Source organism: Variovorax flavidus (assembly GCF_030317145.1).
Taxonomy (GTDB): Bacteria; Pseudomonadota; Gammaproteobacteria; order Burkholderiales; family Burkholderiaceae_C; genus Variovorax; species Variovorax flavidus.
On record NZ_JASZYE010000007.1, the window covers coordinates 188,515 to 210,266 of the forward strand.

16 protein-coding genes are annotated in these 21,752 nt (G+C 68.5%); 11 read left to right on the forward strand and 5 right to left on the reverse strand.

The genetic code is table 11. From position 1 onward, the window contains the following. The first annotated feature begins 14 nt into the window (after positions 1–14). Genes QTH90_RS25845 through QTH90_RS25860 form a run of 4 tightly spaced genes read left to right on the forward strand, consistent with a single transcriptional unit; the run spans position 15 to position 7,133 of the window. On the forward strand, positions 15–5,948 hold the full coding sequence (locus tag QTH90_RS25845) for an alpha-2-macroglobulin family protein (protein ID WP_286667417.1): 5,934 nt from the start codon (positions 15–17) through the stop codon (positions 5,946–5,948). 38 nt (positions 5,949–5,986) lie between these two features. Then, complete coding sequence (locus tag QTH90_RS25850; RefSeq protein WP_286667418.1) at positions 5,987–6,262, forward strand: DUF2277 domain-containing protein; 276 nt, start codon at positions 5,987–5,989, stop codon at positions 6,260–6,262. Between the two features lie 25 nt (positions 6,263–6,287). Continuing rightward, complete coding sequence (locus tag QTH90_RS25855; RefSeq protein ID WP_286667419.1) at positions 6,288–6,692, forward strand: PaaI family thioesterase; 405 nt, start codon at positions 6,288–6,290, stop codon at positions 6,690–6,692. A gap of 30 nt (positions 6,693–6,722) precedes the next feature. After that, positions 6,723–7,133, forward strand: a complete 411-nt coding sequence (locus QTH90_RS25860) for a GFA family protein (protein WP_286667420.1) — start codon at positions 6,723–6,725, stop codon at positions 7,131–7,133. A gap of 3 nt (positions 7,134–7,136) precedes the next feature. Here QTH90_RS25860 and QTH90_RS25865 read toward each other — a convergent pair whose 3' ends face one another. From QTH90_RS25865 to QTH90_RS25875, 3 genes are read right to left on the reverse strand one after another with little or no spacing between them, the layout of a single operon-like run. Beyond that, on the reverse strand, positions 7,137–9,704 hold the full coding sequence (locus QTH90_RS25865) for a branched-chain amino acid ABC transporter ATP-binding protein/permease (RefSeq protein ID WP_286667421.1): 2,568 nt from the start codon (positions 9,702–9,704) through the stop codon (positions 7,137–7,139). Next, a complete protein-coding gene (locus QTH90_RS25870) occupies positions 9,701–10,579 on the reverse strand; it encodes a branched-chain amino acid ABC transporter permease (RefSeq protein ID WP_286667422.1) in 879 nt (292 codons plus the stop codon). The genes QTH90_RS25865 and QTH90_RS25870 overlap by 4 nt, the downstream gene beginning before the upstream one ends. A 37-nt stretch (positions 10,580–10,616) precedes the next feature. Next, positions 10,617–11,804, reverse strand: a complete 1,188-nt coding sequence (locus QTH90_RS25875; RefSeq protein ID WP_286667423.1) for an ABC transporter substrate-binding protein — start codon at positions 11,802–11,804, stop codon at positions 10,617–10,619. A gap of 160 nt (positions 11,805–11,964) precedes the next feature. Here QTH90_RS25875 and QTH90_RS25880 point away from each other — a divergent pair, with 160 nt between their 5' ends. The 4 genes from QTH90_RS25880 (at position 11,965) to QTH90_RS25895 (ending at position 16,461) form a co-directional block, all read left to right on the forward strand. Next, complete coding sequence (locus QTH90_RS25880) at positions 11,965–12,873, forward strand: polysaccharide deacetylase family protein (protein WP_286667424.1); 909 nt, start codon at positions 11,965–11,967, stop codon at positions 12,871–12,873. A 31-nt stretch (positions 12,874–12,904) separates the two neighbouring features. Further along, a complete protein-coding gene (locus QTH90_RS25885; protein ID WP_286667425.1) occupies positions 12,905–13,654 on the forward strand; it encodes a GntR family transcriptional regulator in 750 nt (249 codons plus the stop codon). A gap of 22 nt (positions 13,655–13,676) precedes the next feature. After that, entirely contained in the window at positions 13,677–15,830 is a 2,154-nt protein-coding gene (gene pbpC, locus QTH90_RS25890; protein ID WP_444814761.1) for a penicillin-binding protein 1C, read from the forward strand. 334 nt (positions 15,831–16,164) lie between these two features. Beyond that, positions 16,165–16,461 carry a hypothetical protein gene (locus tag QTH90_RS25895; RefSeq protein ID WP_286667426.1) on the forward strand — a complete coding sequence of 99 codons (297 nt, stop codon included), beginning with the start codon at positions 16,165–16,167 and terminating at the stop codon, positions 16,459–16,461. Here the strand turns inward: QTH90_RS25895 and panE are convergent. Then, positions 16,419–17,354, reverse strand: coding sequence for a 2-dehydropantoate 2-reductase (gene panE, locus QTH90_RS25900; RefSeq protein WP_286667427.1), 936 nt, complete (start codon positions 17,352–17,354; stop codon positions 16,419–16,421). The two genes, QTH90_RS25895 and panE, sit on opposite strands and share 43 nt — an antisense overlap. Positions 17,355–17,451: 97 nt before the next feature. Next, a complete protein-coding gene (locus tag QTH90_RS25905; protein ID WP_286667428.1) occupies positions 17,452–17,604 on the reverse strand; it encodes a hypothetical protein in 153 nt (50 codons plus the stop codon). A gap of 220 nt (positions 17,605–17,824) precedes the next feature. On the opposite strand from QTH90_RS25905, the gene QTH90_RS25910 reads away from it, so the two are divergent. From QTH90_RS25910 to QTH90_RS25920, 3 genes are read left to right on the forward strand one after another with little or no spacing between them, the layout of a single operon-like run. Then, positions 17,825–18,499, forward strand: a complete 675-nt coding sequence (locus tag QTH90_RS25910; protein ID WP_286667429.1) for a response regulator transcription factor — start codon at positions 17,825–17,827, stop codon at positions 18,497–18,499. A 47-nt stretch (positions 18,500–18,546) separates the two neighbouring features. Next, positions 18,547–20,427 carry a sensor histidine kinase gene (locus tag QTH90_RS25915; RefSeq protein WP_286667430.1) on the forward strand — a complete coding sequence of 627 codons (1,881 nt, stop codon included), beginning with the start codon at positions 18,547–18,549 and terminating at the stop codon, positions 20,425–20,427. Then, positions 20,420–21,718: a flavin-dependent oxidoreductase gene (locus QTH90_RS25920; RefSeq protein ID WP_286667431.1), complete on the forward strand. Its 1,299-nt coding sequence runs from the start codon at positions 20,420–20,422 to the stop codon at positions 21,716–21,718. The genes QTH90_RS25915 and QTH90_RS25920 overlap by 8 nt, the downstream gene beginning before the upstream one ends. Positions 21,719–21,752 lie beyond the last annotated feature (34 nt).

Here is a 21,752-nt window from a genome sequence, read left to right on the forward strand (position 1 = left end):
GGAGGGATACCCGCTTGAGCCGATTGATACCGAGTCTTCTGCTGGCCGCCAGCGCTTTCGTGGCCGGCCAGAGCCACGCGCTGCAGATCACCAGCCTGACCCCGCAGGGCGAAGTGGCGCGCATTCGCCAGGTCGTCGCCAGATTCGACCAGCCGGCCGTCGACTTCGGCGATCCCAAGGCGCCCGCGCCGCTGGCCCTGAGCTGCACCGACGCGCAGGCCGCGAAGGGCACGGGCCGCTGGACCGGCGAGAAGCAGTGGGTCTTCGACTTCGAGAACGACCTCCCGCCCGGCGTGCGCTGCACCGCCACGCGCGTCGCGGGCTTCAAGTCGCCTGCGGGCACGGCCCTCACCGGGCCGGAACGCTACCAGTTCAACAGCGGCGGCCCCTTCATCCGCCATTGGCAGCCGAGCTACGGGAAGATCGACGAGCAGCAGCTCTTCATGCTTGAACTCAACGGTGCGGCCACGCCGGAGAGCGTGCAGCAGAACGTCTGGTGCGCGGCCGGCGACGTCGGCGAGCGCATCCCCGTGAAGCTCGTCGACGGCGAGCAGCGCACGGCCTTGCTCAAGGCCTTCGGCCGCGAGAAGGAGGCCGAGAAAGAGCCGCTGCGCTTCGTCACCCTGCAATGCAACCGCACGCTGACGCCGGGCAGCCGCGTGCAACTGGTCTACGGCAAGGGTGTCGCCACGCCCTCGGGAGTCGCCAACAACGTCGAACGGCGTCTCAACTTCGAGGTGCGCGAGCCCTTTGCCGTGTCTTTCAGCTGCGAGCGCGAAAACGCACAGGCGGCCTGCCTGCCGCTGCGGCCGATGGTGCTGCAGTTCAACGCGCCGGTCGCACGCAGGCTCGCCGCGGAGATCACGCTCAAGGGCGGCGGCAAGACCATCAAGCCCCGTTTCGACGAGAACATCGCGAAGGACGCCGATGCGATCGTCGAATCGGTGAGCTTCCCGCCGCCCTTCGCCGAGCAGACGCAGTTCACCATCGAGCTGCCGCCGAAGTTCGAGGACGCCTCCGGCCGCGCGCTGGCCTCGCCCGACAGTTTTCCGATGAAGGTCGCGACCGGCGCAATGCCGCCGCTCGCGAAATTCGCTGCCTCGCCTTTCGGCGTGGTCGAACGGCTGGCCGAGCCGGGCGGCGTGGCGCTGATGCCGGTGACGGTGAGAAGAGTCGAGCCCGCGCTGCAAGTGCAGACGCTGACGCCGGGCAAGGTCAGCGACATGAACCCGAAGACCGACGCGGAAATCATCGCGTGGTTCCGCAAGGTGCGCCGCTACGACAGCAACTACACCGTCACGCGCCAATCGGCCGCACGCGACGTGAAGGGCTCCCTGCCGAAGGTCATCGACAAGGACGACCGCGACTCGATCCAGACGCGCATGGTGTCGCTGCTCAACGGCCAGACCGGCGTCAGGACGCTGGACATGCCAAAGTCCGACGGCGCGGACCCACGCCCCTTCGAGGTGATCGGCATTCCGCTCACGCCGGGCTTCCACGTGCTCGAGATCGCATCGCAGAAGCTCGGCGACGCGTTGCTCGACGAGCGCTACGGCAGCGGCCGCACGATGTACGTGCGCACCACCGCGCTCGCCACCAACCTGGCCGTGCACTTCAAGCTGGGCCGCGAGAATTCGATCGCCTGGGTGACCACGCTGGACAAGGGCAAGGTGGTCGCGAATGCCACCGTGCGCGTGTCCGGCTGCGATGGCAAGGAAGTCGCCTCCGGCACGACCGACGCACGCGGCCTGGTGCAGTTGCCGGGCCTTTCGCCCAACGCGCCGAGCTGCAACAGCGAAGACGACTACAACGCCGACGCGTGGTTCGTCAGCGCCCGCGCGAAGGACGACGCGGGTGTCGAGGACCTGGCCTTCACCTGGAGCGACTGGCAACGCGGCATCGAGCCCTGGCGCTTCAACGTGCCGACCAGCCTGGACCCGCAGCCCGATCAGATCGCCCACACCGTGTTCGACCGCACCTTGCTGCGTGCCGGCGAAACGGTGTCGATGAAGCACCTGATCCGCACCCAGACGAGCAAGGGATTCGGCCTGCCCGGGGCCTCGCCGGACACGCTGGTCGTGACCCACGTCGGCAGCGGCCAGCAGTTCACGCAGCCGGTTGCATGGCGCAGGACCGCGACCGGCGGCCGCAGCGGCGAGAACACCTTCCAGATCCCGCCCGGCGCCAAGCTCGGCGTCTACCAGGTCGAGCTGCGCAGCGGCAAGGACAGTGATCAGCGCAGCTTCAGCACCGGCCAGTTCCGTGTCGAGGAGTTCCGCCTGCCGGTGCTCGAAGGCCGAATTGCGCCCAGCGACAAGAGACCGCTGGTGGCGGTGAGCTCGCTGCCGGTCGACGTGCAGATCAACTACGTGTCCGGTGGCGGCGCAGCCCAGTTGCCGGTGCACGTGTCGGCCATGTTGCGCGGCAAGCGGCTTTCGTTTGCCGACTTCGACGCCTTCAGCTTCTCGCCGCCCGGCAAGGACGGCGCGAGCGACAGCGGAGACGCATCCGCCGACGACGCCAGGGTGATCGCCGACAAGCTGCCGCTCACGCTCGACAAGAACGGCGCGGGCAGGCTCACGATCGACAAGATCCCTCCGACCAGGTCCACGCCGCGCGAGTTGCTGCTCGAAGCCACCTACGCCGATCCCAACGGCGAGGTGCAGACCCTGCGCAGCACCCACACGCTGTGGCCCGCCGCCGTCATCGCCGGCATCAAGACCGAAGGCTGGGTCTCGACCAGCCAGAAGCTCCGCTTCCAGGCGCTCGCGCTCGACCTGGCAGGCAAGCCGCAGGAAGGCGTGACGCTCAACGTGCGAGCCATCGCACGCATCACCACCACCAGCCGCAAGCGCATGGTGGGCGGCTTCTACACCTACGACAACAAGACCGACGTCAAGGAGATCGGCACCGTGTGCACCGGCAAGAGCGACGTGCGCGGCCTGCTGCTGTGCGAGGTCGAGCTGAAGGAGCCGGGTCAGGTCGAACTCATCGCCAGCGCCACCGACAAGGACGGCCGCGACAGCCGCGCCGCCAGTTCGGTCTACGTCACGCGCCAGGGCGAGCTCTGGTTCGGCGGCGAGGACCATGACCGCATCGACGTACTGCCCGAGAAGAAGAGCTACCTGCCCGGCGAAGTCGCCAAGTTCCAGGTGCGCAGCCCCTTCCGCTTCGCGACCGCGCTGGTGTCGGTGGAACGCGAAGGCGTGATGGAGACGCACGTGGTGCAGCTCAACGGACAGGACCCGACCGTGAGCCTGGTCGTCAAGCCCGACTGGGGCCCGAACGCCTACGTCAGCGTCCTCGCACTGCGCGGACGCCTGCGCGAGGTGCCGTGGTACAGCTTCTTCACCTGGGGCTTCAGGGCGCCGCGCGAATGGTGGACCGCCTTCTGGTACGAGGGCAAGGAGTACGTTGCGCCCACCGCGCTGGTCGACCTCAGCAAGCCGGCCTACCGCCTCGGCCTGGCCGAGATCCGTGTCGGCACGCAGGCGCACAGCATCGACGTGAAGGTGGCGAGCGACAAGCCCAGCTACCCGGTGCGCGCCCAGGCGCAGGTCACCATCACCGGCAGGCTGCCGGACGGCAAGCCCGCAGCGGGCGCCGAAGTGGCGGTGGCTGCGGTCGACCAGGCCCTGCTGGAGCTGATGCCCAACGACAGCTGGAACCTGCTCGAAGCCATGATGCAGCGGCGCAGCTGGGGCGTGAGCACCTCCACCGCGCAGATGGAGATCGTCGGCCGCCGGCACTACGGCCGCAAGGCTGTGCCCGCGGGCGGTGGCGGCGGCAAGAGCCAGACCCGTGAACTGCTCGACACCCTCCTGCTGTGGAAGCCCGCCGTCGTGCTCGACGCCAACGGACAGGCCACGGTGACGGTGCCGCTCAACGACGCCCTCACCACCTTCCGGATCGTGGCCGTGGCCGACGCGGGCACTGGCCTGTTCGGCACCGGGCAGACCTCGATCCAGGCGACGCAGGACCTGCAGATCATCAGCGGCCTGCCGCCGCTGGTGCGTGAGGACGACCAGTTCCGCGCCCAGATCACGCTGCGCAACACGACGCAGCAAGCGATGAAGGTCGAGGCCACGCCGCGCGCCACGTTGCTGACGCTCGAACCGCAGACGGTCGAGATCCCGGCCGGCGAAGCCCGCGAACTCGCATGGACCGTGAGCGCGCCCGCGCAACTCGCGCAGACGCGTGCCGAAGCCTTGTTGTGGGAAATCGAAGCGAAGGACACGCTGTCGGGCGCACGCGATGCGCTGAAGGTGCGGCAGCGCATCGTGCCCGCCGTGCCGCTGACGGTGCAGCAGGCGACGCTGGTGCAGCTCGACGGGCCTTTCACCATCGACGTGGCCCTGCCCGCCGACGCCCTCCCCGGCCGCGGCGGCCTGCGGCTGTCGCTGCAGCCCCGGCTTGCCGAGGGCCTGACCGGCGTGCGCGACTGGTTCGCGGCCTACCCCTACATCTGCCTGGAGCAGAAGGCCAGCAAGTCCATCGGCCTTCGCGATGGCAAGGCATGGCAGGCAGTGGTCGCGCAGCTGCCGACCTATCTGGATGGAGACGGCCTCGCCAACTACTTCCCGCCGCGGGACGGCGAAGCCAACCGCGGCAGCGACATCCTCACGGCCTACGTGCTCGCCGCCACGCACGAAGCCGCTGCGCTCGACCCGGCCTTCGCGTTGCCCGAAGCGGCTGTCGCACCGATGGCGCAAGGGCTGGCCGCTTTCGTCGAAGGCAGGATCCAGCGCGAGTTCTGGAGCCCGCGCAAGGACCTGGACGTGCGCAAGCTCGCCGCGCTCGAAGCGCTGTCGCGCTACGGCAAGGCCCAGGGCCGCATGCTTGGCAGCATCACCATCGCGCCGAACCAGTGGCCGACCAGCGCCGTGATCGACTGGCTCAACATCCTCAAGCGCGTGCAGGACGTGCCGCAGCGCCAGCAGCGCATCGACGAAGCCAACAATGTGCTCAAGGCAAGGCTGAGCTTCCAGGGCACCAAGGTGGTCTTCAGCACCGAACAGGACGACTACTGGTGGTGGCTCATGACCAACGGCGACGTCAACACGGCGCGCCTGCTGCTCGCGGTCATGGACGATCCGGCGTGGAAGGACGAAACGGCCAGGCTCGCCAACGGCTTCATCGGCCGGCAGCAGAACGGCGCGTGGCACACGACCACCGCCAATCTGTGGGGCGGGCTGGCACTGGAGAAATTCTCGAAGCGCTTCGAGAGCGCGCCCGTCACCGGCATCACTGCCGCGAACCTGGGCACGCTCAAGGCGCAGGTGGACTGGAGCAAGGTCGAGCGCATCAAGGCCACCGACGCTTCCGGTGCGCCCAACCAGACGACCGCCTTCGGTGCACCGGCATCGCCGGGCAACCTGCGCAACAACAGCCTGTTCATTCCGTGGCCGGAGCCGCCCTCGGCGCACGACACCTTGCTCGTCACGCAGACCGGCACGGGCAAGCCATGGCTGACGCTGCAGTCGGTCGCCGCGGTGCAGCTCAAGGCGCCCTTCGCTGCCGGCTATGCGATCACCAAGACCATCACGCCCGTCGAGCAGGCCGTGAAGGGCATCTACACGCGCGGCGACATCCTGCGCGTGAGCCTGGAGGTGAACGCAAGCGCCGACATGACGTGGGTGGCCATCACCGACCCGATTCCCGGCGGCGCGACCATCCTCGGCGGCGGACTGGGCCGCGACTCGCAGATCGCGACCCAGGGCGAGAAGCGATCAGGCCGCGGCTGGCCCGCGTTCGAGGAGCGCAGCTTCGAGGCCTTCCGCAGCTACTACGAACACCTGCCCAAGGGCGTGGTGAAGATGGAATACACGGTTCGCCTGAACAACGTCGGCGATTTCTCGCTGCCGCCGAGCCGGGTGGAGGCGTTGTACGCGCCGGAGATGTTCGGGGAAGCACCGAATGCCAGAATGAAGGTCGAGACCTTGAAATAGCGCGTTGATCCACGACACACCTCCCAGGAGCCGACGAAATGTGTAGGAGTATCAAGACCCTGTTCAACTTCGATCCGCCCGCCACGGAAGAGGAAATGCGCGCCGCGGCGCTGCAGTTCGTCCGCAAGCTCAGCGGGTTCAATCATCCGTCCAAGGCCAACGAGGCGGCCTTCGATCGTGCAGTCGAGGACGTGACAGGCGCTGCTCGGGCGCTGATCGAATCGCTGGTGACCACCGCAGATCCGCGTGATCGCGAGATCGAGGCGGCACGGGCACGGGCCAGGACGGCGGCCCGTTTCGGCACGCAGCACTGAATCCCACCACCGCAAGGAAGCCCCCATGCCAACGATCGAGCAGATCCAGCAGATGCTGGACCCCGTGTTCCCCGGGCTGATGGGCCTGCGCCTCGTCACGGTCGAGCCGGAACGCGTCGTCGCCGAACTCAAGGTGCGGCCGGACCTCTGCACCATCGGCGGTATCCTGCATGGCGGGGCGTCCATGGCGTTTGCCGACACGCTCGGCGCAGTGGGCACGGTCGTCAACCTGCCGCAAGGCAAGCGCACGACCACGACCGACTCCAGCACCAAGTTCATCGGCGGCGCCCGCGTCGACACGACCGTCACCGGCGAATGCGTGGCACTCCATCGCGGGCGAACCACGATGGTGTGGCAGACGACGATCCGGTCCGCCGAAGGCAAGCTGTGCGCCGTCGTGACGCAAACCCAGCTCGTGCTGGACACCTGACGAAAACAGTTCGTCCGAAAGGAGCAAACCGTGCCAGATGAATCCCTGGAAGGCGGCTGCCAATGCGGCTCCGTTCGCTACCGGATCACCGGCAGTCCGGTGATGGCGGCCTTGTGCCACTGCTCGATGTGCCGGCGCGCGAATGCGGCGCCGGCGGTCGCCTGGGCGATGTACGAGCAATCGCAGGTCGAGTTTCCTGCCGGCGAACCTTCGCGCTACGAGTCGTCGCCCGGCGCGGTGCGCGGTTTCTGCGCGCGCTGCGGCACGCAGATCAGTTTCACTGCGGACTACATTCCCGGTCTCATCGACATCACCATCGGCAGCCTTGATGACCCTGAGCAGGTCGCGCCCACGTTTCACTACTGGGAGTCGCGGCGCCTGCGGTGGGTGCAGTTTGCAGACGCGCTGCCTCGCCACGCGGAGTTCCCGCCGACCGAGTGAGCCTCACTGCGGCGGCGTGCGCTCCCCTGCTCCCAGATAGGCTCGCGCCAGCGCGTCGTCGCTCGCAATCTGTGCGGCCGTGCCCTGCGCCACGATGCGTCCGCCTTCGATCACGTAGGCCCTGTCGGCCAAGGCCAGCGCGAGGCTTGCCATCTGATCGACCAGCAGGATCGTCATGCCCTCTTCGCGCAACGCATCGAGCGCCGCAAACAGTTCGGCGATGACCTTCGGCGCCAGGCCGAGCGAGGGCTCGTCAAGCAGCAGGATGCGCGGCCGCGCCATCAGCCCGCGCGCGATCGCCAGCATCTGCTGCTCGCCGCCCGACAGCAGGCCCGCACGCTGGTGCTGTCGTTCGCGCAGGCGCGGAAAGCGCTGGAACATCTCTTCGACCCGTGCCTCGCGATCGACCGGTTGCCGGAATGCACCGAGCCGGATGTTGTCCACCACGCTCAGTTCCGGAAACACCTGCCGGCCCTCGGGCACCAGAACGAGGCCGCGCTGCACGATCAATTCCGCCGCCAGGTGGGATAGCTCATGGCCCTGCAGATGGATGCCGCCCTGCACCGGCCGATGCAGGCCCGCGAGCGATCGCATCAGGGTCGATTTGCCCGAGCCGTTGGCACCGAGCAGCGCGACGACTTCGCCGCTGCGGACCTGAAGGTCGATGCCGTGCAGCACGGGTTCGGCGCCGTAGCCGGCGATCAGCGAACCGACACCCAGCATTTCGCCGCTGGAGGCATCGGCCGGGAATGCAGGCCTGCGCCGGATCGCGTGTTCCGCCAGATCCTCCCCCAGATAGGCCTGCCGCACGCGCGGATCGGACTGCACCTCGCCCGGCGTGCCGGCGGCCAGATGCTGGCCGGCATCGAGCACGACGACCTGGTGCGAGATGCCCATGACCAGTTCCATGTCGTGCTCGACCAGCAACACGCCAACGCCAGCCTCCGCGATCTGCCGAAGCAGGCCGGCGAGGCGCTCCTTGTCGGCGCGCGAAAGACCCGCCGCGGGTTCGTCCAGCAGCAGCACTTGGGGGTCGGTTGCCAGTGCGCGGGCGATTTCCACGAGTCGCTTGTCCACGTGCGGAAGATCGGCGGCAGGCGTGTCCGGATGGCCCCGGTAGCCGCAGAAGTCCAGCAATGCGCGCGCCTGCGCTCGGGCATCGGGCGCGCTGAAACGGCTGGCGCCGAACAGGAGGCCGAGCGAGCCCCGGCTGACGGCCAGCACGACGTTGTCCTCCACGCCCAGGCTGCCGAACAGCTGGGAGGTCTGATAGGTGCGTGCGATGCCGAGCCGCGCGATCGCATGCGAGGACAGGCCGCAGAGCGAATCGCCGCCGAGCGTGAAGTCGCCGTCCGTGGGCCGGTAGAAGCCGCTCAGCATGTTGAGAACCGTGGACTTGCCGGCGCCGTTCGGTCCGATCAGGCTGGTGATGCGGGCCGGCTTCGTCGCGAAGCCCAGTTCGCTCACGGCGCGCACGCCGCCAAACTGCATCGAGAGCCGGTCGGCCACCAGCGCGCTGCGCGACCATTCACGCAGCGGCATCGCCATGGCAGGCCACGCCGGCACCGGCCGCGCAGTTGCGCCGACAACGCGCAGGCGGAGCTTCTCCCACAGCCCCATCGCACCGTCGGGCGCAACCCACAGCACGACCAGCAGCATCGCGCCGAAGAACAGCAGGCGGTATTCCTCCAGGCTGGACAGGACCTCCGGCAGCAGCGCCACCAGGATGGCGCCCACCAGCGGCCCCGCAATCGACCCCGACCCGCCGATGACCACCACCAGCACGAACAGGATCGACTGGCCGAAGCCGAAGGTGCTCGGCGTGACGAAGCCCGACAGCGGCGCAAACAAGCCGCCGGCCACGCCGGCCGCCACGGCGGAGATCGCGAACGCGACCGTCTTGACGACGAGCGGGTCGATGCCGACCGACTCGGCCGCCGTTTCGCTGTCGCGCACCGCGCGCATCGCTGCGCCCCAGGTCCCGCGCGACAGCCAGGTGAACAGCGCCAGCGCGACGCCGGCGGTGACGATGGCCAGCATCGCCATGGCCTTCTCACCGCCGACACCGAACAACGCGGGCGCGGCGATGCCCATGATGCCGTTCTGCCCGCCCGTGAGATCACGCATCTCGACCACGCTGTGCTCCACGATGAAGCCGAAGGCGATGGTGATCATCGCGAGGTACGGCCCCTTGACCCGCAGCGCCGGCAAGGCGAGCAAGGCCCCCATCGCACCGGCGAGCACGGCCGCTACAGGCCACGCCGCCCAGAAGCTCCAGCCGGCCTTGGTGGTGAGGATGCCCACCGTATAGGCCCCGATGGCGTAGAAGCCCACGTGCCCGAACGAGACCTGCCCCGTGAGCCCCTGCAGCACGTTGAGCCCGATGCCGACGATCGCCAGCAGCGCGACGTTGGCCAGCACGAAGACGTAGTAGCCATTGACACCCGCTGCGGCCGCCAGCCCTGCGGCCAGCAGAACGAGCACGGCGGCGATCTGGCCCCGGGAGCCCAGGCCCAGCCAGCGGACGCCGGCTGTCGGAGGCCGCAAGGGCGATGCGAGCACGGCACTCATACCTTCTTCACCTCCGCCCGGCCGAAGAGCCCGTTGGGCCGCAACGCCAGCGCCACGATCACCAGCCCGAAGCTGATGATCTGCGTGTAGCTCGAACCCAGCGTCGACGTGATCAACGATTCGAGGATGCCGAACAGCAGCCCCGCGAGCATCACGCCCCACGGGCTGCCGATGCCGCCCAGGATCGCGACCGCGAAGGCCTTCAGGCCGAACAGCGTGCCCATGTCGGCGTTGACGTTCAGCAGCGGCGCGATCAGCACGCCGGCGACGCCCGCGAACACCGCCGACATCGCAAATGCCAGCGCGACCACGCGCCGGATCGGAATGCCCATCAGCCGCGCCGCATCGCGGTTCTGCACCACCGCGAGCATCGCGACGCCCCAGCGCGTGCGGCGGGACACCGCATGCAGCAGCGCGGCCAGCAGCAGCCCCACGATGGGAATGACGATCTGCAAGGGATACACACCGAGGCCGACACCTCCCACCGTCAGGGGCGACACCGCCAGTGGCGACGGCAGGCTGCGCGGCTCCTTGCCGAAAGTGAACAGCACCAGGTTGTCGAGCACGATACCGAGGGCCACCGTGGCGATCAGCCACGCGTTCGAGCCCCGGCTCGCAAAAGGCCGCACCGCGAGGAACTCGACCACCAGCCCATAGAGCGCGCACCCGCACAGCGCCAGCACCACGGCCGGCAGCAGCGGCCAGCCGAGCGTCTGCGCGAAGGTGAAGGTCAGCACCGCGCCGAGCATCATCGAGCTGCCCTGCGCGAAGTTGACCGTGCCCGACACGGCATAGGTCACGTAGAACCCCAGGGCCATCAGGCCATACATGCTCCCCAGGCCGAAACCACTGAGCAGCGCGGACAACATCGACATCGTGCGTGGACCTTCTTCAGACGCGGCGCGTGCGCCTTCAGTTGACCGTCACGCCGACCGGCAGGATGCGGTCGTCGATGAACTGCGCCCACACGTAGTCGTCGACACCGAGCGCATCGTGGTTGGCGGCGCTGAAGGGCGTCGCGTACTTCTTGATGAGCCCGTCGTAGCTGGCGATCTTGTAGAAGCCCTGGCGCACGGCGTCGCCGTCGGTCGAGCCGGCCTGCGCGATGGCAAGCGCCGCGAGGTGCATGCCGTCGTACGCATTCGCGACGCCCACGGCCGGCGTGATGTCGCCCGGGCCCTTGATGGCCGGGTACTTGGCCATCAGCGACTTGATCACGCGCTCGCCCACCGGCGACTGTTTGCCGAAGAAGCTGTAGGTCTGCACGAAGTGCACGTCCTTGGCGTTCGGGCCGGCCAGCTCGGTGAAGCGACCGCCCGCCGGGCCCCAGTGCGAGACCACCGGCACCTTCCAGCCCATGCGGTCGAGCGACTTCACGACCTGCGCCGACGGGCCCACGTTGGCAACGAGGAACAGCGAATCGGCGCCCGCCGCCTTGAGGCGCGTGAGCTGCGGGACCATGTCGAGATCGTTGGCTTCGAACTTCTCGACACCCGCGACCGCCACGCCCTTCTCGGCCAGCGCAGCCTTCAGGCCCTTCTCGTTCGATTCGCCCCACGGGTTGTTCACGAGGATCATCCCCGGCTTGGCGGACTTGAAGGTCTTCTGCGCGTACTGCAGCATGGCCTTGTCGACCACTTCATCGACGGCCGAGACACGGAAGGCGTAGTTGGGATTGGCGCCGTTCTTCGTGATCGGCGTGCCCGCGGCCCACGGCCCCATGAACGGCACCTTCTCCTGATTGACGAGCGGCACGATGGCCATCGAGACGGGCGTGTCCAGGCCCCCGAAGAGCACGGCGACCTTCTCCTTGAAGATGAGCTCGCGCGCCGCGGTCACGCCCTTGGCCGGATTCGCCTCGTCGTCGCGACGCACCAGTTCCAGCTTGCGGCCGCCGAGCAGACCGCCCTTGGCGTTGACCTCGTCGATCGCGAGCTGCAGGCCGCGCGTGATCGCCTCGCCCGACAAGGCCGACTGGCCCGACAGGGCCGTGACCAGGCCGATCTTGATCGGATCCGCGGCGAGCGCGGTGCCGGTCAGGGTGGCGAAGGCCAGCGCGAATGCACTGGAAAGGACGGTGCGGCGTGCAAAAAGGGACATGGCAGTTCTCTCCGTGAATGGAAGCACTGCGTGATGCAAGCGCCGTGCCAATGTCGCCAATGTCGACAACTTCATGCACACACATTGCTGATCAAATTGTCAACAATTGGTCCGGATCTTGCAGACAAAAAGGGCACGTGCCCCATCTGGAGATCCCCGCATGCCCGACGCCCGCTATCTCGGCCCCCTGCCCGCCCACGAACGCTTCGACTACCTGCCCATCACCCGCCGCGAGGATCACGCCTGGCCGAACGGGGCCCGCCTGGCCGTCTACATCGGTCTGAATCTCGAGCACTTCGCATTCGGCGAAGGCATGGGCGCATGCATCGGCCCCGCCGCGCCGCACCCCGACGTGCTGAACCACTCCTGGCGCGAATACGGCAACCGGGTGGGCGCGTGGCGCATGCTCGAGCTGTTCGACGGCCTGGGCCTGCCTTCGGGCGTGCTGCTGAACACCGCGCTCTACGACCACTGCCCCGAACTGGTCGCGGCCTGCGTCGCACGGGGCGACGAACTGATCGGGCATGGCCACAGCAATTCCGAGCGCCAGGCAGACATGGACGAGAAGAACGAGGGCGCACTGCTGATCCGCTGCCGCGCCCGCATGCTGGAGGAAAGCGGCGAGGCGCCCTCGGGCTGGCTCTCGCCCTGGATCTCCGAGAGCCGCCGCACGCCCGACCTGCTGGCCGAGGCCGGCTACAGCTACACCCTCAACTGGTGCCATGACGACCAGCCCGTGCCCATGCGCACCCGCAGTGGCCGCACGCTGTGGTCGGTGCCCTACCCGCAGGAGCTCAACGACATCCCGATGATCATTGCGCGGCAGATGGACGCAAAAGACTTCGCTCAGATGATCATCGACAACGCCGACGAGATGCTCGAGCAGTCGCGCCGGCAGCCACTGGTGATGGGCGTGGCGCTGCACCCGTACATCGTCGGACAGCCCTACCGCCTGCGGCATCTGCGCCGGGCGCTGCACCACCTCGCGGCCCTGCGCGACCGCGGAGAGGTCTGGTTCACCACGCCGGGCGCCATCTGCAGGCATGTGGCCGCGCCTGTGGCAAGCTAGCGGGGCCCCGCTGCCCGCGATCCCCGTTCCCATGCCACGTTCCAGAACCGCCCGTCTTCCCGCCGCCGATGCGCCCTTGCGTCCTGGCGGTGCGCTCTCGTCGGTGGACGAAGGCGACGACGTCGAATCACGCATCTACCGCGCCGTGTTCGACAGCGTCATGAACCAGCGGCTCACGCCCGGCACCAAGCTGCCGGAGAGTTCGCTGTGCGAGCTGTTCGGCGTGAGCCGTTCGGTGGTGCGCAAGGTGCTGCAGCGGCTGGCACACGACCACATCGTGCAGTTGCGGCCCAATCGCGGCGCGATCATCGCGGTGCCTTCGCCCGAGGAGACGCGGCAGATCTTCGAGGCGCGGCGGGGACTCGAGGCGATCATCGTCAACCTCGCCACGCAGAACGCCACCGCACGCGACGTGGCGGAACTGCGCAAGCAGCTCAGGCAGGAACACGATGCCATGAACCGATTCGACCAGCCGGCCTGGGCGCGGCTGGCGAGTTCCTTCCACCTGGGTTTGGCGGCGCTGGCGCGCAACCCCATCCTGGAGCGCTACCTGGTGGAGATGGTGTCGCGCTGCTCCCTCGTCGTGGCGCTGTACGAGCCGCCGGGCAATGCCGCCTGCGAGCACGAGGAACACGAGCGCATCGTGGACTGCGTGGCGCGCGGTGACGCCGAAGGCGCGGTGCAGCTCATGGACGAGCACCTGCGCGAGCTGGAGCGCAACGTCTCGGTGCAGCGCGCCGCACCCGATCGCACGCTGGCCCATCTGCTCGGCATGGCCTGATCCGCACGCGGGGAACATCGCCGTGCCCAGCCGTCGCCTGACAGCCATCGCATCGGTCGCGCTGGCCGCGCTGCTCGCGGGTTCCGCGTGGGCGCTCCCGACCTTCAACGAGATGCGGCGCGACTTCCGCCCTTCCGACACCCTCGTCCTCGACCGCGATGGCGAGCCCCTGCAACGCGTGCGTACCGACGCCACCGTGCGCCGCGGCCAATGGGTCGCGCTCGCGGACATCTCCCCCGCCCTGCGCACTGCAATGGTGCTGAGCGAAGACAAGCGCTTCTATGAACACAGCGGCGTGGACTGGCGTGCCGTCTCGGCCGCAGCCTGGGGCAACGTGTGGAACACGCGCACACGCGGCGCATCGACCATCACGATGCAGCTTGCCGGCCTGCTCGACGACGACTTGCGGCGCGGCGGCGGTGGACGCAGCCTGACGCAGAAGCTCGGCCAGACGGTGACCGCGCAGCAGTTGGAGCGCAACTGGCGAAAGGACCAGATCCTGGAGGCGTATCTCAACACCGTGCCCTTCCGCGGCGAGATCGTCGGCATCGATGCGCTCTCGCGCACCCTGTTCGGCAAGGCCCCGCATGGGCTCGATGCGCGTGAGTCCGCGCTGGCCGCCGCGCTGGTACGCGCACCCAACGCCAGGCCGGCGCTCGTCGCGCAACGCAGCTGCGAGCTGATGCGCGCGATGGCGCCGGAGAGCAAGCCGGATTGCGAGGCCCTCGACATGTTCGCGAGCGCGGCACTGCAGCGCCGCAGTTTCGATGCCAGCGAAGGCATCGCGCCGCATCTTGCGAGGCGAGCTCTGAAGGAAGCGGGCCCCGACGCCCAGAGCGTCCGCACCACGCTGCGGGCGCCGCTGCAGCGCTTTGCGCTGGGCACGCTGCAGCGCCACCTGCGTGAACTGCGCGGGCGCAACGTGGAAGACGGCGCGCTGGTGGTGCTGGACAACGCCACCGGCGAGGTGCTTGCCTGGGTCGGCTCTTCCGGCGACATGAGCCGAGCCGCCGAGGTCGACGGCGTACTCGCACAGCGCCAGCCGGGCTCCACCCTCAAGCCCTTCCTCTATGCGGAGGCCATCGCCGAACGGCGGCTCACGGCGGCGTCGCTGCTCGACGACTCGTCGGCCCAGATCAACACGGCCGGCGGCCTGTACATCCCGCAGAACTACGACCGGCAGTTCAAGGGCTACGTGTCGGTCCGCACCGCACTTGCGGCCTCGCTCAACGTGCCGGCGGTTCGCACCCTGGTGATGGTGTCGCCGGAAGCCTTCGCGCGCCAGCTCCGTTCGGCTGGCATGCCACTCGCCCAAGGCGGGGACTACTACGGCTACAGCCTCGCGCTGGGCAGCGCCGAGGTGTCGCTGCTGGCCTTGACGAACGGCTATCGGACGCTGGCGAACGGGGGCCGCTTCGGCGAGACGAGATTCATGCCTTCGCCGCGTGCAGCCACGCGCGCCGTCCAGGCCGTCGAGCCGCGCGCCGCATTCATCGTGGGCGACATCCTGAGCGACACCAACGCCCGCGCGCGCACCTTCGGCCTCGACAGTGTGCTCGGCACCCGCTTCTGGACGGCCGTGAAGACCGGCACCAGCAAGGACATGCGCGACAACTGGGCCGTCGGCTGGTCGCAGCGCTACACGGTCGGCGTGTGGGTCGGCAATGCGAGCGGCGCACCGATGTGGGACGTCAGCGGCACCAGCGGCGCGGCGCCGGTCTGGGCCGAGGTGATGGGCTATCTGCACCGCGGCGAGACCAGCCGCGCACCCGCGCCGCCCGCCGGCCTGGTGCAGGCGCGTGTGCGCTTCGGCGACGACCTCGAAGCCGCGCGCAGCGAGTGGTTCATCGCCGGCACCGAACAGGCGGTCTTCGCGCTGTCGCCCGACGCACCGGCAACGGAGGCGGCGCCGCGCATCACGGCACCATCGAACGGCACCATCATCGCGCTCGACCCGGACATCCCGCCCACCCGCCAGCGCGTGCGCTTCGAGGCCGAGGGACGCGGCCTGCAGTGGCGCATCGACGGCAAGCCCTTCGCACGCGGCAGCAGCGCGCAATGGCTGCCCTGGCCGGGACGGCATCGAATCGAGCTGGTGGATGCTCGCGGCCAGGTCGTCGACGAAATCAGGCTCGAGGTACGTGGGGCGGGCGTGGTGGCGGGCGCGAAGCGTTGAGGGCGGTGAGTTCGCGTCCGACGCCTGTCAGCGCGTGACGACACCCGGAAACAGGCGGTTGGCGTACGTCAAGGCCGCCGCGTAGCCCACGGCGTCACGCGCTGCGGGCTGCTGGGCTGCAGGCCGCGCATCACATACAACTACGTCATGGAAGCTGCTTTATGGAGGCCCATGATGTTGATCAAGATGACAACCGTGCCGCAGGCGCAGGACCCTCATGTGGTGGTCGCGTGGATCCGCGCATGCATCTGGGCCGGCGTCGAAGGCTGGCCGTTCTGCAGGCTGAAGTAGGTCCCTCCGGGGAGGTCCCAGAAAGAGATTGAGGAGATTTCGGATGCCGCTGGATTTGCTTCGCCAGATCGCCAGACAGGAGTTGCCCTACAGGGTCTACGTACCCGCCTACATCGACCAGCTCAGGGTGTTGCAGGCCGCGGGCATGATCACCGCGGTGATTCCGCCGGTCGAGGAAATGCCGGGCGGCGGGAAGATCCACCGGCCGGCGCAGGTGCTCGCCATCACCGACAGGGGCGAAGAAGCACTACGGGATGGGCAACCCGACGACGGGCCTCTGCGCGCCGCCGGCGCCGATCAGGACGCCGGGCGCGACTCCCTCGCACGCCGCGACTCGTAGGCCTTGAGGTGCGCGTAGGCGACGCGCAACAGCGACGGCGTCTTGCCACCCTCGCCGCGTCGCAGCAGATCCCCGACGATGTGATCGGCCTCGATCGGCGCACCGCGCTCGATGTCCTTGAACATCGACGCCGTCATCATCGAATCGGCCGCGGTAAGAATTTCGCGGGCGCGTTCGATGGCCATCGCCCGCGGCGCGAAGCCGTTGTGCCTTGCAATGGCGGCGCACTCGTCCACCATGCCGTTGGCGATGTCCGTGCCGCCGCTGCGCACGATGTCCCCGACGGTGGCGCGCATCAGGCAGGTCATGCTCGCCGCCGATGCGATGAGCACCCACTTTTCCCACATGTCCTGAAGAATGTTGTCCGAGGCCACGCCGTCGAAGCGGGCCTTGGCCAGCGCGGCCTCCAGCGCGTACATGCGCGGCGACCGCGAACCGTCCAGCTCGCCATAGGTCAGGCCATGCACATCGCTGAGATGGCGCACGGCGCCCGCATCGTCGAGCACCGCCGAGATCATGCCCAGGCCGCCCAGCACGTGTTCCCGGCCGAAGCGCCTGGCGAGCTCCTCGAGGTGACGCATGCCGTTGAGCAGGGGAAGGATCGCCGTGTCCGGCCCGACCGCTGGCGCGAACGATTTCATCGTGTCGGCGAGGTCATAGGCCTTGCAGCCGACGATCACCACGTCGTAGGGGCCGCCGATCTGTTCCGCCTGAACCGAGGGCGGCGATGGCAGCGCGAGGTCGCCGCGCGGGCTCCTGATCACCAGCCCCGTCGTCGCGAGCTGGGCCGCACGACGGGGCCGCAGCAGAAAGGTCACGTCCTCGCCCGCCTCCAGCAGGCGCCCGCCGAAGTAGCCGCCGAGCGCACCAGCGCCTACAACCAGGAATCGCATGTGACTTTCTCTCCGGATGATGGACCGGCGATTCTGCGCCGATGCGGCGAGTCGTGCAGGCGCTTGCCGCCCGCCAGGCCACGCGGCGCCGGCCGGACTATTCCATCTTGACGACGAAGACCGTCAGCAAGGTCACGAGGGTGATGTGCAGAAGGTATTCGATGCGCTTCTCGGGCGGCGCCATGGCGAGCGTGATGCCCGCCATCACCAGCGTCAGCGAGCCGAACATCCATTGAAAAGAAATCTCCACTGCGGCGTAGTCCTTTCGGCGAGCGGGTGCAGCCAGCTCGCGCTCCGGTTGCCAAAGGTTTTTCGTTGGGACGAAACGTCCCGCTGGGGCCTCTTTCGACCGCCCCCCGGACGCTACCGGCCACCGGCTGCACGGACATCCGCAGTTCATGGGGTGTCCCCTGTGCATAAGTCACGATCGATCGTGCGAACATCCGGGGGCGTATCTCTGGAGTTGCCGTTTGTCGAATCCGAACCCTCAAGACCCTGTCAGCGTTGCCCTCGTCGAAGACGATCCGGGCATGCGCGAGCGCTTCGAGCGGGTCATCGCGGCGGAGCCGAGCCTGCGGCTGGCCTTCGGCGCATCGACGGCGGCTGAACTGCTGGAATGGTTTGCCAGCAACCCCGTCGACGTTCTGCTGGTCGACCTGGGATTGCCGGATTGCTCGGGCCTGGAGGTGATCCGGCGCTGCCGCGACCTGCAGCCCGCCTGCGCAATGATGGTGCTGACCATCTTCGGCGACGAGGTGAACATGCTCCGCGCCTTCGAGGCCGGGGCCGGCGGCTACCTGCTGAAGGACGGGACCGAAGCTGATCTGGCCGCCCACGTGCTGAGCCTGCATGCAGGCGGATCGCCCATGTCGCCGATCATCGCGCGGCAGTTGCTCGTGCAGTGGCAGGCGCGTCCCGAGTCTCCGGCGGCGCAAGTCGCGCCCGGTCGGGAGGCCCTGTCGCCACGCGAATCCGAGGTGCTCGGCCTGGTCGCCCGCGGCTTCACCTACGCGGAAACCGCGCAACGCATGGGCATCCTGCTTTCCACCGTTCAAAGCCACGTACGCAACATCTACGGAAAGCTCGACGTCCACAACAAGACCGAAGCCGTGTTCGAGGCGCGGCAGCTCGGGTTGCTGCGTTAGTGCGAGCGGGCAGGTTCATGGGCGGCGCAGTTCGGCGGAGCACGCGCGTGCGGTGGCTGGCCACGCTGCTGTGGGCCATCGCCGCACTCTTCTGCCTCGCGCCGGCTCTTGCCGCCGGCGGGCCCGGGATCCTCACGATCGACCGCGCCGACGCGTTGCTGGAGCCCGATGGCGGGACACCAAGGCAAGGCGAGATCGACCTCGCTCGCCGCTGGGACCGCGAGTTTCCGGGCCTGGGCGGTCGCGCGACCTATCGCATCACGCTGCCGCCGCGGGTCGACGAGGAACCGATGGCGCTCCTGTTCTCGCGGGTCGGCAACCAGGTGCACGTGCTGGTCAACGACATCACGGTGCAGCGCTGGGGCACGCTGGGCAACCCGCTGTTCGACGCCACCAAGACCGTGCGCATGGTGACGCTGCCGGCAACCCTGCTGCATGCCGACCGGCCCAATGAACTTCGTGTCGAAGTCACGATCCAGGGGCAGCGACTGGGAGGCCTCTCCGTGGTTCGATACGGACCGGTGCCGCTGATCGAGAAGCTGTATGCCGACCAGATCCGCTGGCGCGACCTCGCGATGCTGGTCTTCGCTGCCGGCCTGGTCGGCATGGGTGCGCTGACTGCCGTCCTGTGGTGGCGGCAGCGCGATCCCTTCTACGGGTGGTTCAGCATCGCCGCGCTGCTGGGTGTGGTGCGCGTCGTCGATCGGGCCTGGCCTGATGTTCCCGTGTCGTGGCCGCTCTGGGGTGCCATTGCCGCGATCTGCTACACGGCCCACGTGGCGTTGATGTGCCGGTTCGCGTTGATCGCCGTCGGGGCCATTTCGCGCCGCATGAGCCGCGCCATCGATGGCGTGATCGTGGCAGTCTCGGTGCTCGACGCCCTGGCGTTCGCACTGGGCATGCCGATGCTCATGACGATCGGGTTCACCTTCATTCCGGTGCTCGGCTTCGCAACGCTGGCACTGGTCACGCGTGAGGCTTTCGTGAGCCGCAGCGCGAAGGCATGGGTGCTGGCCGTGGCAATTGCCGGCGCACTGGCGGCGGGCACGCACGACGTCGTCATGATCCGCATCGCTGGCGCGAGCGGTCTCTACAACACCTACATCCAGCACGGGATGTTCGTGTTCGTGCTCGTCATGACGTGGTTCGTTGCCGATCGCTACAGCCGCTCGGTCGCGAGCTTCCGGGAGCTCAATGCGGACCTCTCGCGCCGCGTGGAGGAACGCGAGCGCCAACTGCATCGAGCCTTCGACTCGCTGAGGGAGCAGCAGCACCACCAATCGGTCTCGATCGAGCGGCAGCGGATCATGCGGGAGATCCACGACGGCGTGGGCTCGCAACTCGTGGGCTTGCTGAACATGGTGACGCGCAAGGGCGCGGACCCTGCGGCGCTGAAGGAGCAGGTCCTGATGGCGCTCGACGAAATGCGTATGGCCGTCGACTCGCTGCAGCCGGCGCACGACGACCTCACCACCTTGCTGGCGACGCTGCGCTACCGCTTGCAGCCGCGGCTGCAGGCGGCGGGCATCGAGGTCATCTGGGATGTCGCCGAATTGCCGGAGCTCAGGCAGCTGTCACCCCCCGTCGTTCTGCACGTGCAGCGGATCCTGCTGGAAGCCTTCACCAACGTGATGAAGCATGCCCGTGCGTCGCAGGTGGAGGTGCAGGTTCGCTGGCGCGATGAATCCGCCCCGCGCGTGATGCTGCGCATCACGGACAACGGCATCGGGTTTCCCGCAGGCGCGGGCGCACAGGAGGCACAGGCGCATGGCCGCGGGCTGGACAACATGCGCGCCCGGGCGACGGCCATCGGCGCCAGCTTCGATGTGCGGCACTCGCCGGGCCGCGGGGTGAGCATCTCGCTGGAATGGCAGGTCGAGCGTGCGGCGCCCTCCTCCGGCTTCCATGACAATCCGGTGCATGGCTGAATCGTTCGACACTCGCCCCGTGCTGATCGCCGGGGGCGGCATTGGGGGCATCACCCTCGCACTCACCTTGCACCAGATCGGCGTGCCCTGCGTCGTCTACGAAGCGGTGCCCGACCTGCAACCGCTCGGCGTGGGCATCAACCTGCAGCCCAACGCCGTGCGCGAGCTGTATGACCTCGGCTTCGATGACCAGGTTCTCGGCACCATCGGCATCCAGGCTCGGGAGTGGGCGCTGGTCGGCCGCAACGGCAACGACATCTACGCCGAGCCACGCGGCCTGCTCGCGGGCTACCGCTGGCCGCAGTACTCGGTGCACCGCGGCCAGTTGCAGATGCTGCTGTACCGGGCGGCGCTCGAGCGCCTCGGCCCCGATGCCATCCGCCTGGGCCACCGGGTCACGGGCTATCGCAATGGCCCCGACGGCGTCACCGCGCTCGTCGAGACGCGCGACGGCCGGCGCACCGAGGTCGAAGGCCGGTTGCTGGTGGCGGCGGACGGCCTGCATTCGGCCGTGCGGGCGCAGATGTACCCGGCCCAGCCGCCCATCCAGTGGGGCGGCGCCATCATGTGGCGCGGCACCACGCCGGGCGTGCCCATTCGCAGCGGCGCATCCTTCGTCGGCGTCGGGTCCTTGCGGCACCGGGTGGTGCTCTACCCGATCTCGCCGCCCGATCCGGCCACCGGCCTGGCGACGATCAACTGGATCGCCGAGATCACCGTCGACAACGCCAAGGGCTGGACCCAGGGCGACTGGAACCGCCGCGTGGGCCTCGACGACTTCATCCACCACTTCGAGGGCTGGGACTACGGCTGGCTCGACGTGCCCGCGATGCTGCGCGGCGCCAAGGAGATATTCGAGTACCCGATGATCGACCGCGACCCCGTGCCCAGCTGGGTGGACGGCGACGTGGCGCTGCTCGGCGATGCAGCGCACGTGATGTACCCGGTGGGCTCCAATGGCGCGAGCCAGGCCATCGTCGATGCGCGGGTGCTGGGCGCGGCCATGCTGGAGCACGGCGTGGGCCGTGCGGCGCTGCAGGCGTACAACGACAAGCTGTGCGCCGACATCTCGGCGCTGGTGCTCCGCAACCGGGGATCGGGCCCCTTCGGCATCCTGGGCCTGGTCGACGAACGCTGCGGGGGCGTGTTCGACGACATCGATCAGGTCATTCCCGCTGCCGAACGCGAAGCGTTCATGGCACGCTACAAGGCGGCCGCAGGCTTCGCCATCGAGACGCTCAATGCGGCGCCTCCGACGATCGCACCCGGGGCGCGGGTGCGCAGCGCTTGATCCGTTTCCGCTCGTTCAAATCTCCAGGAGTCCA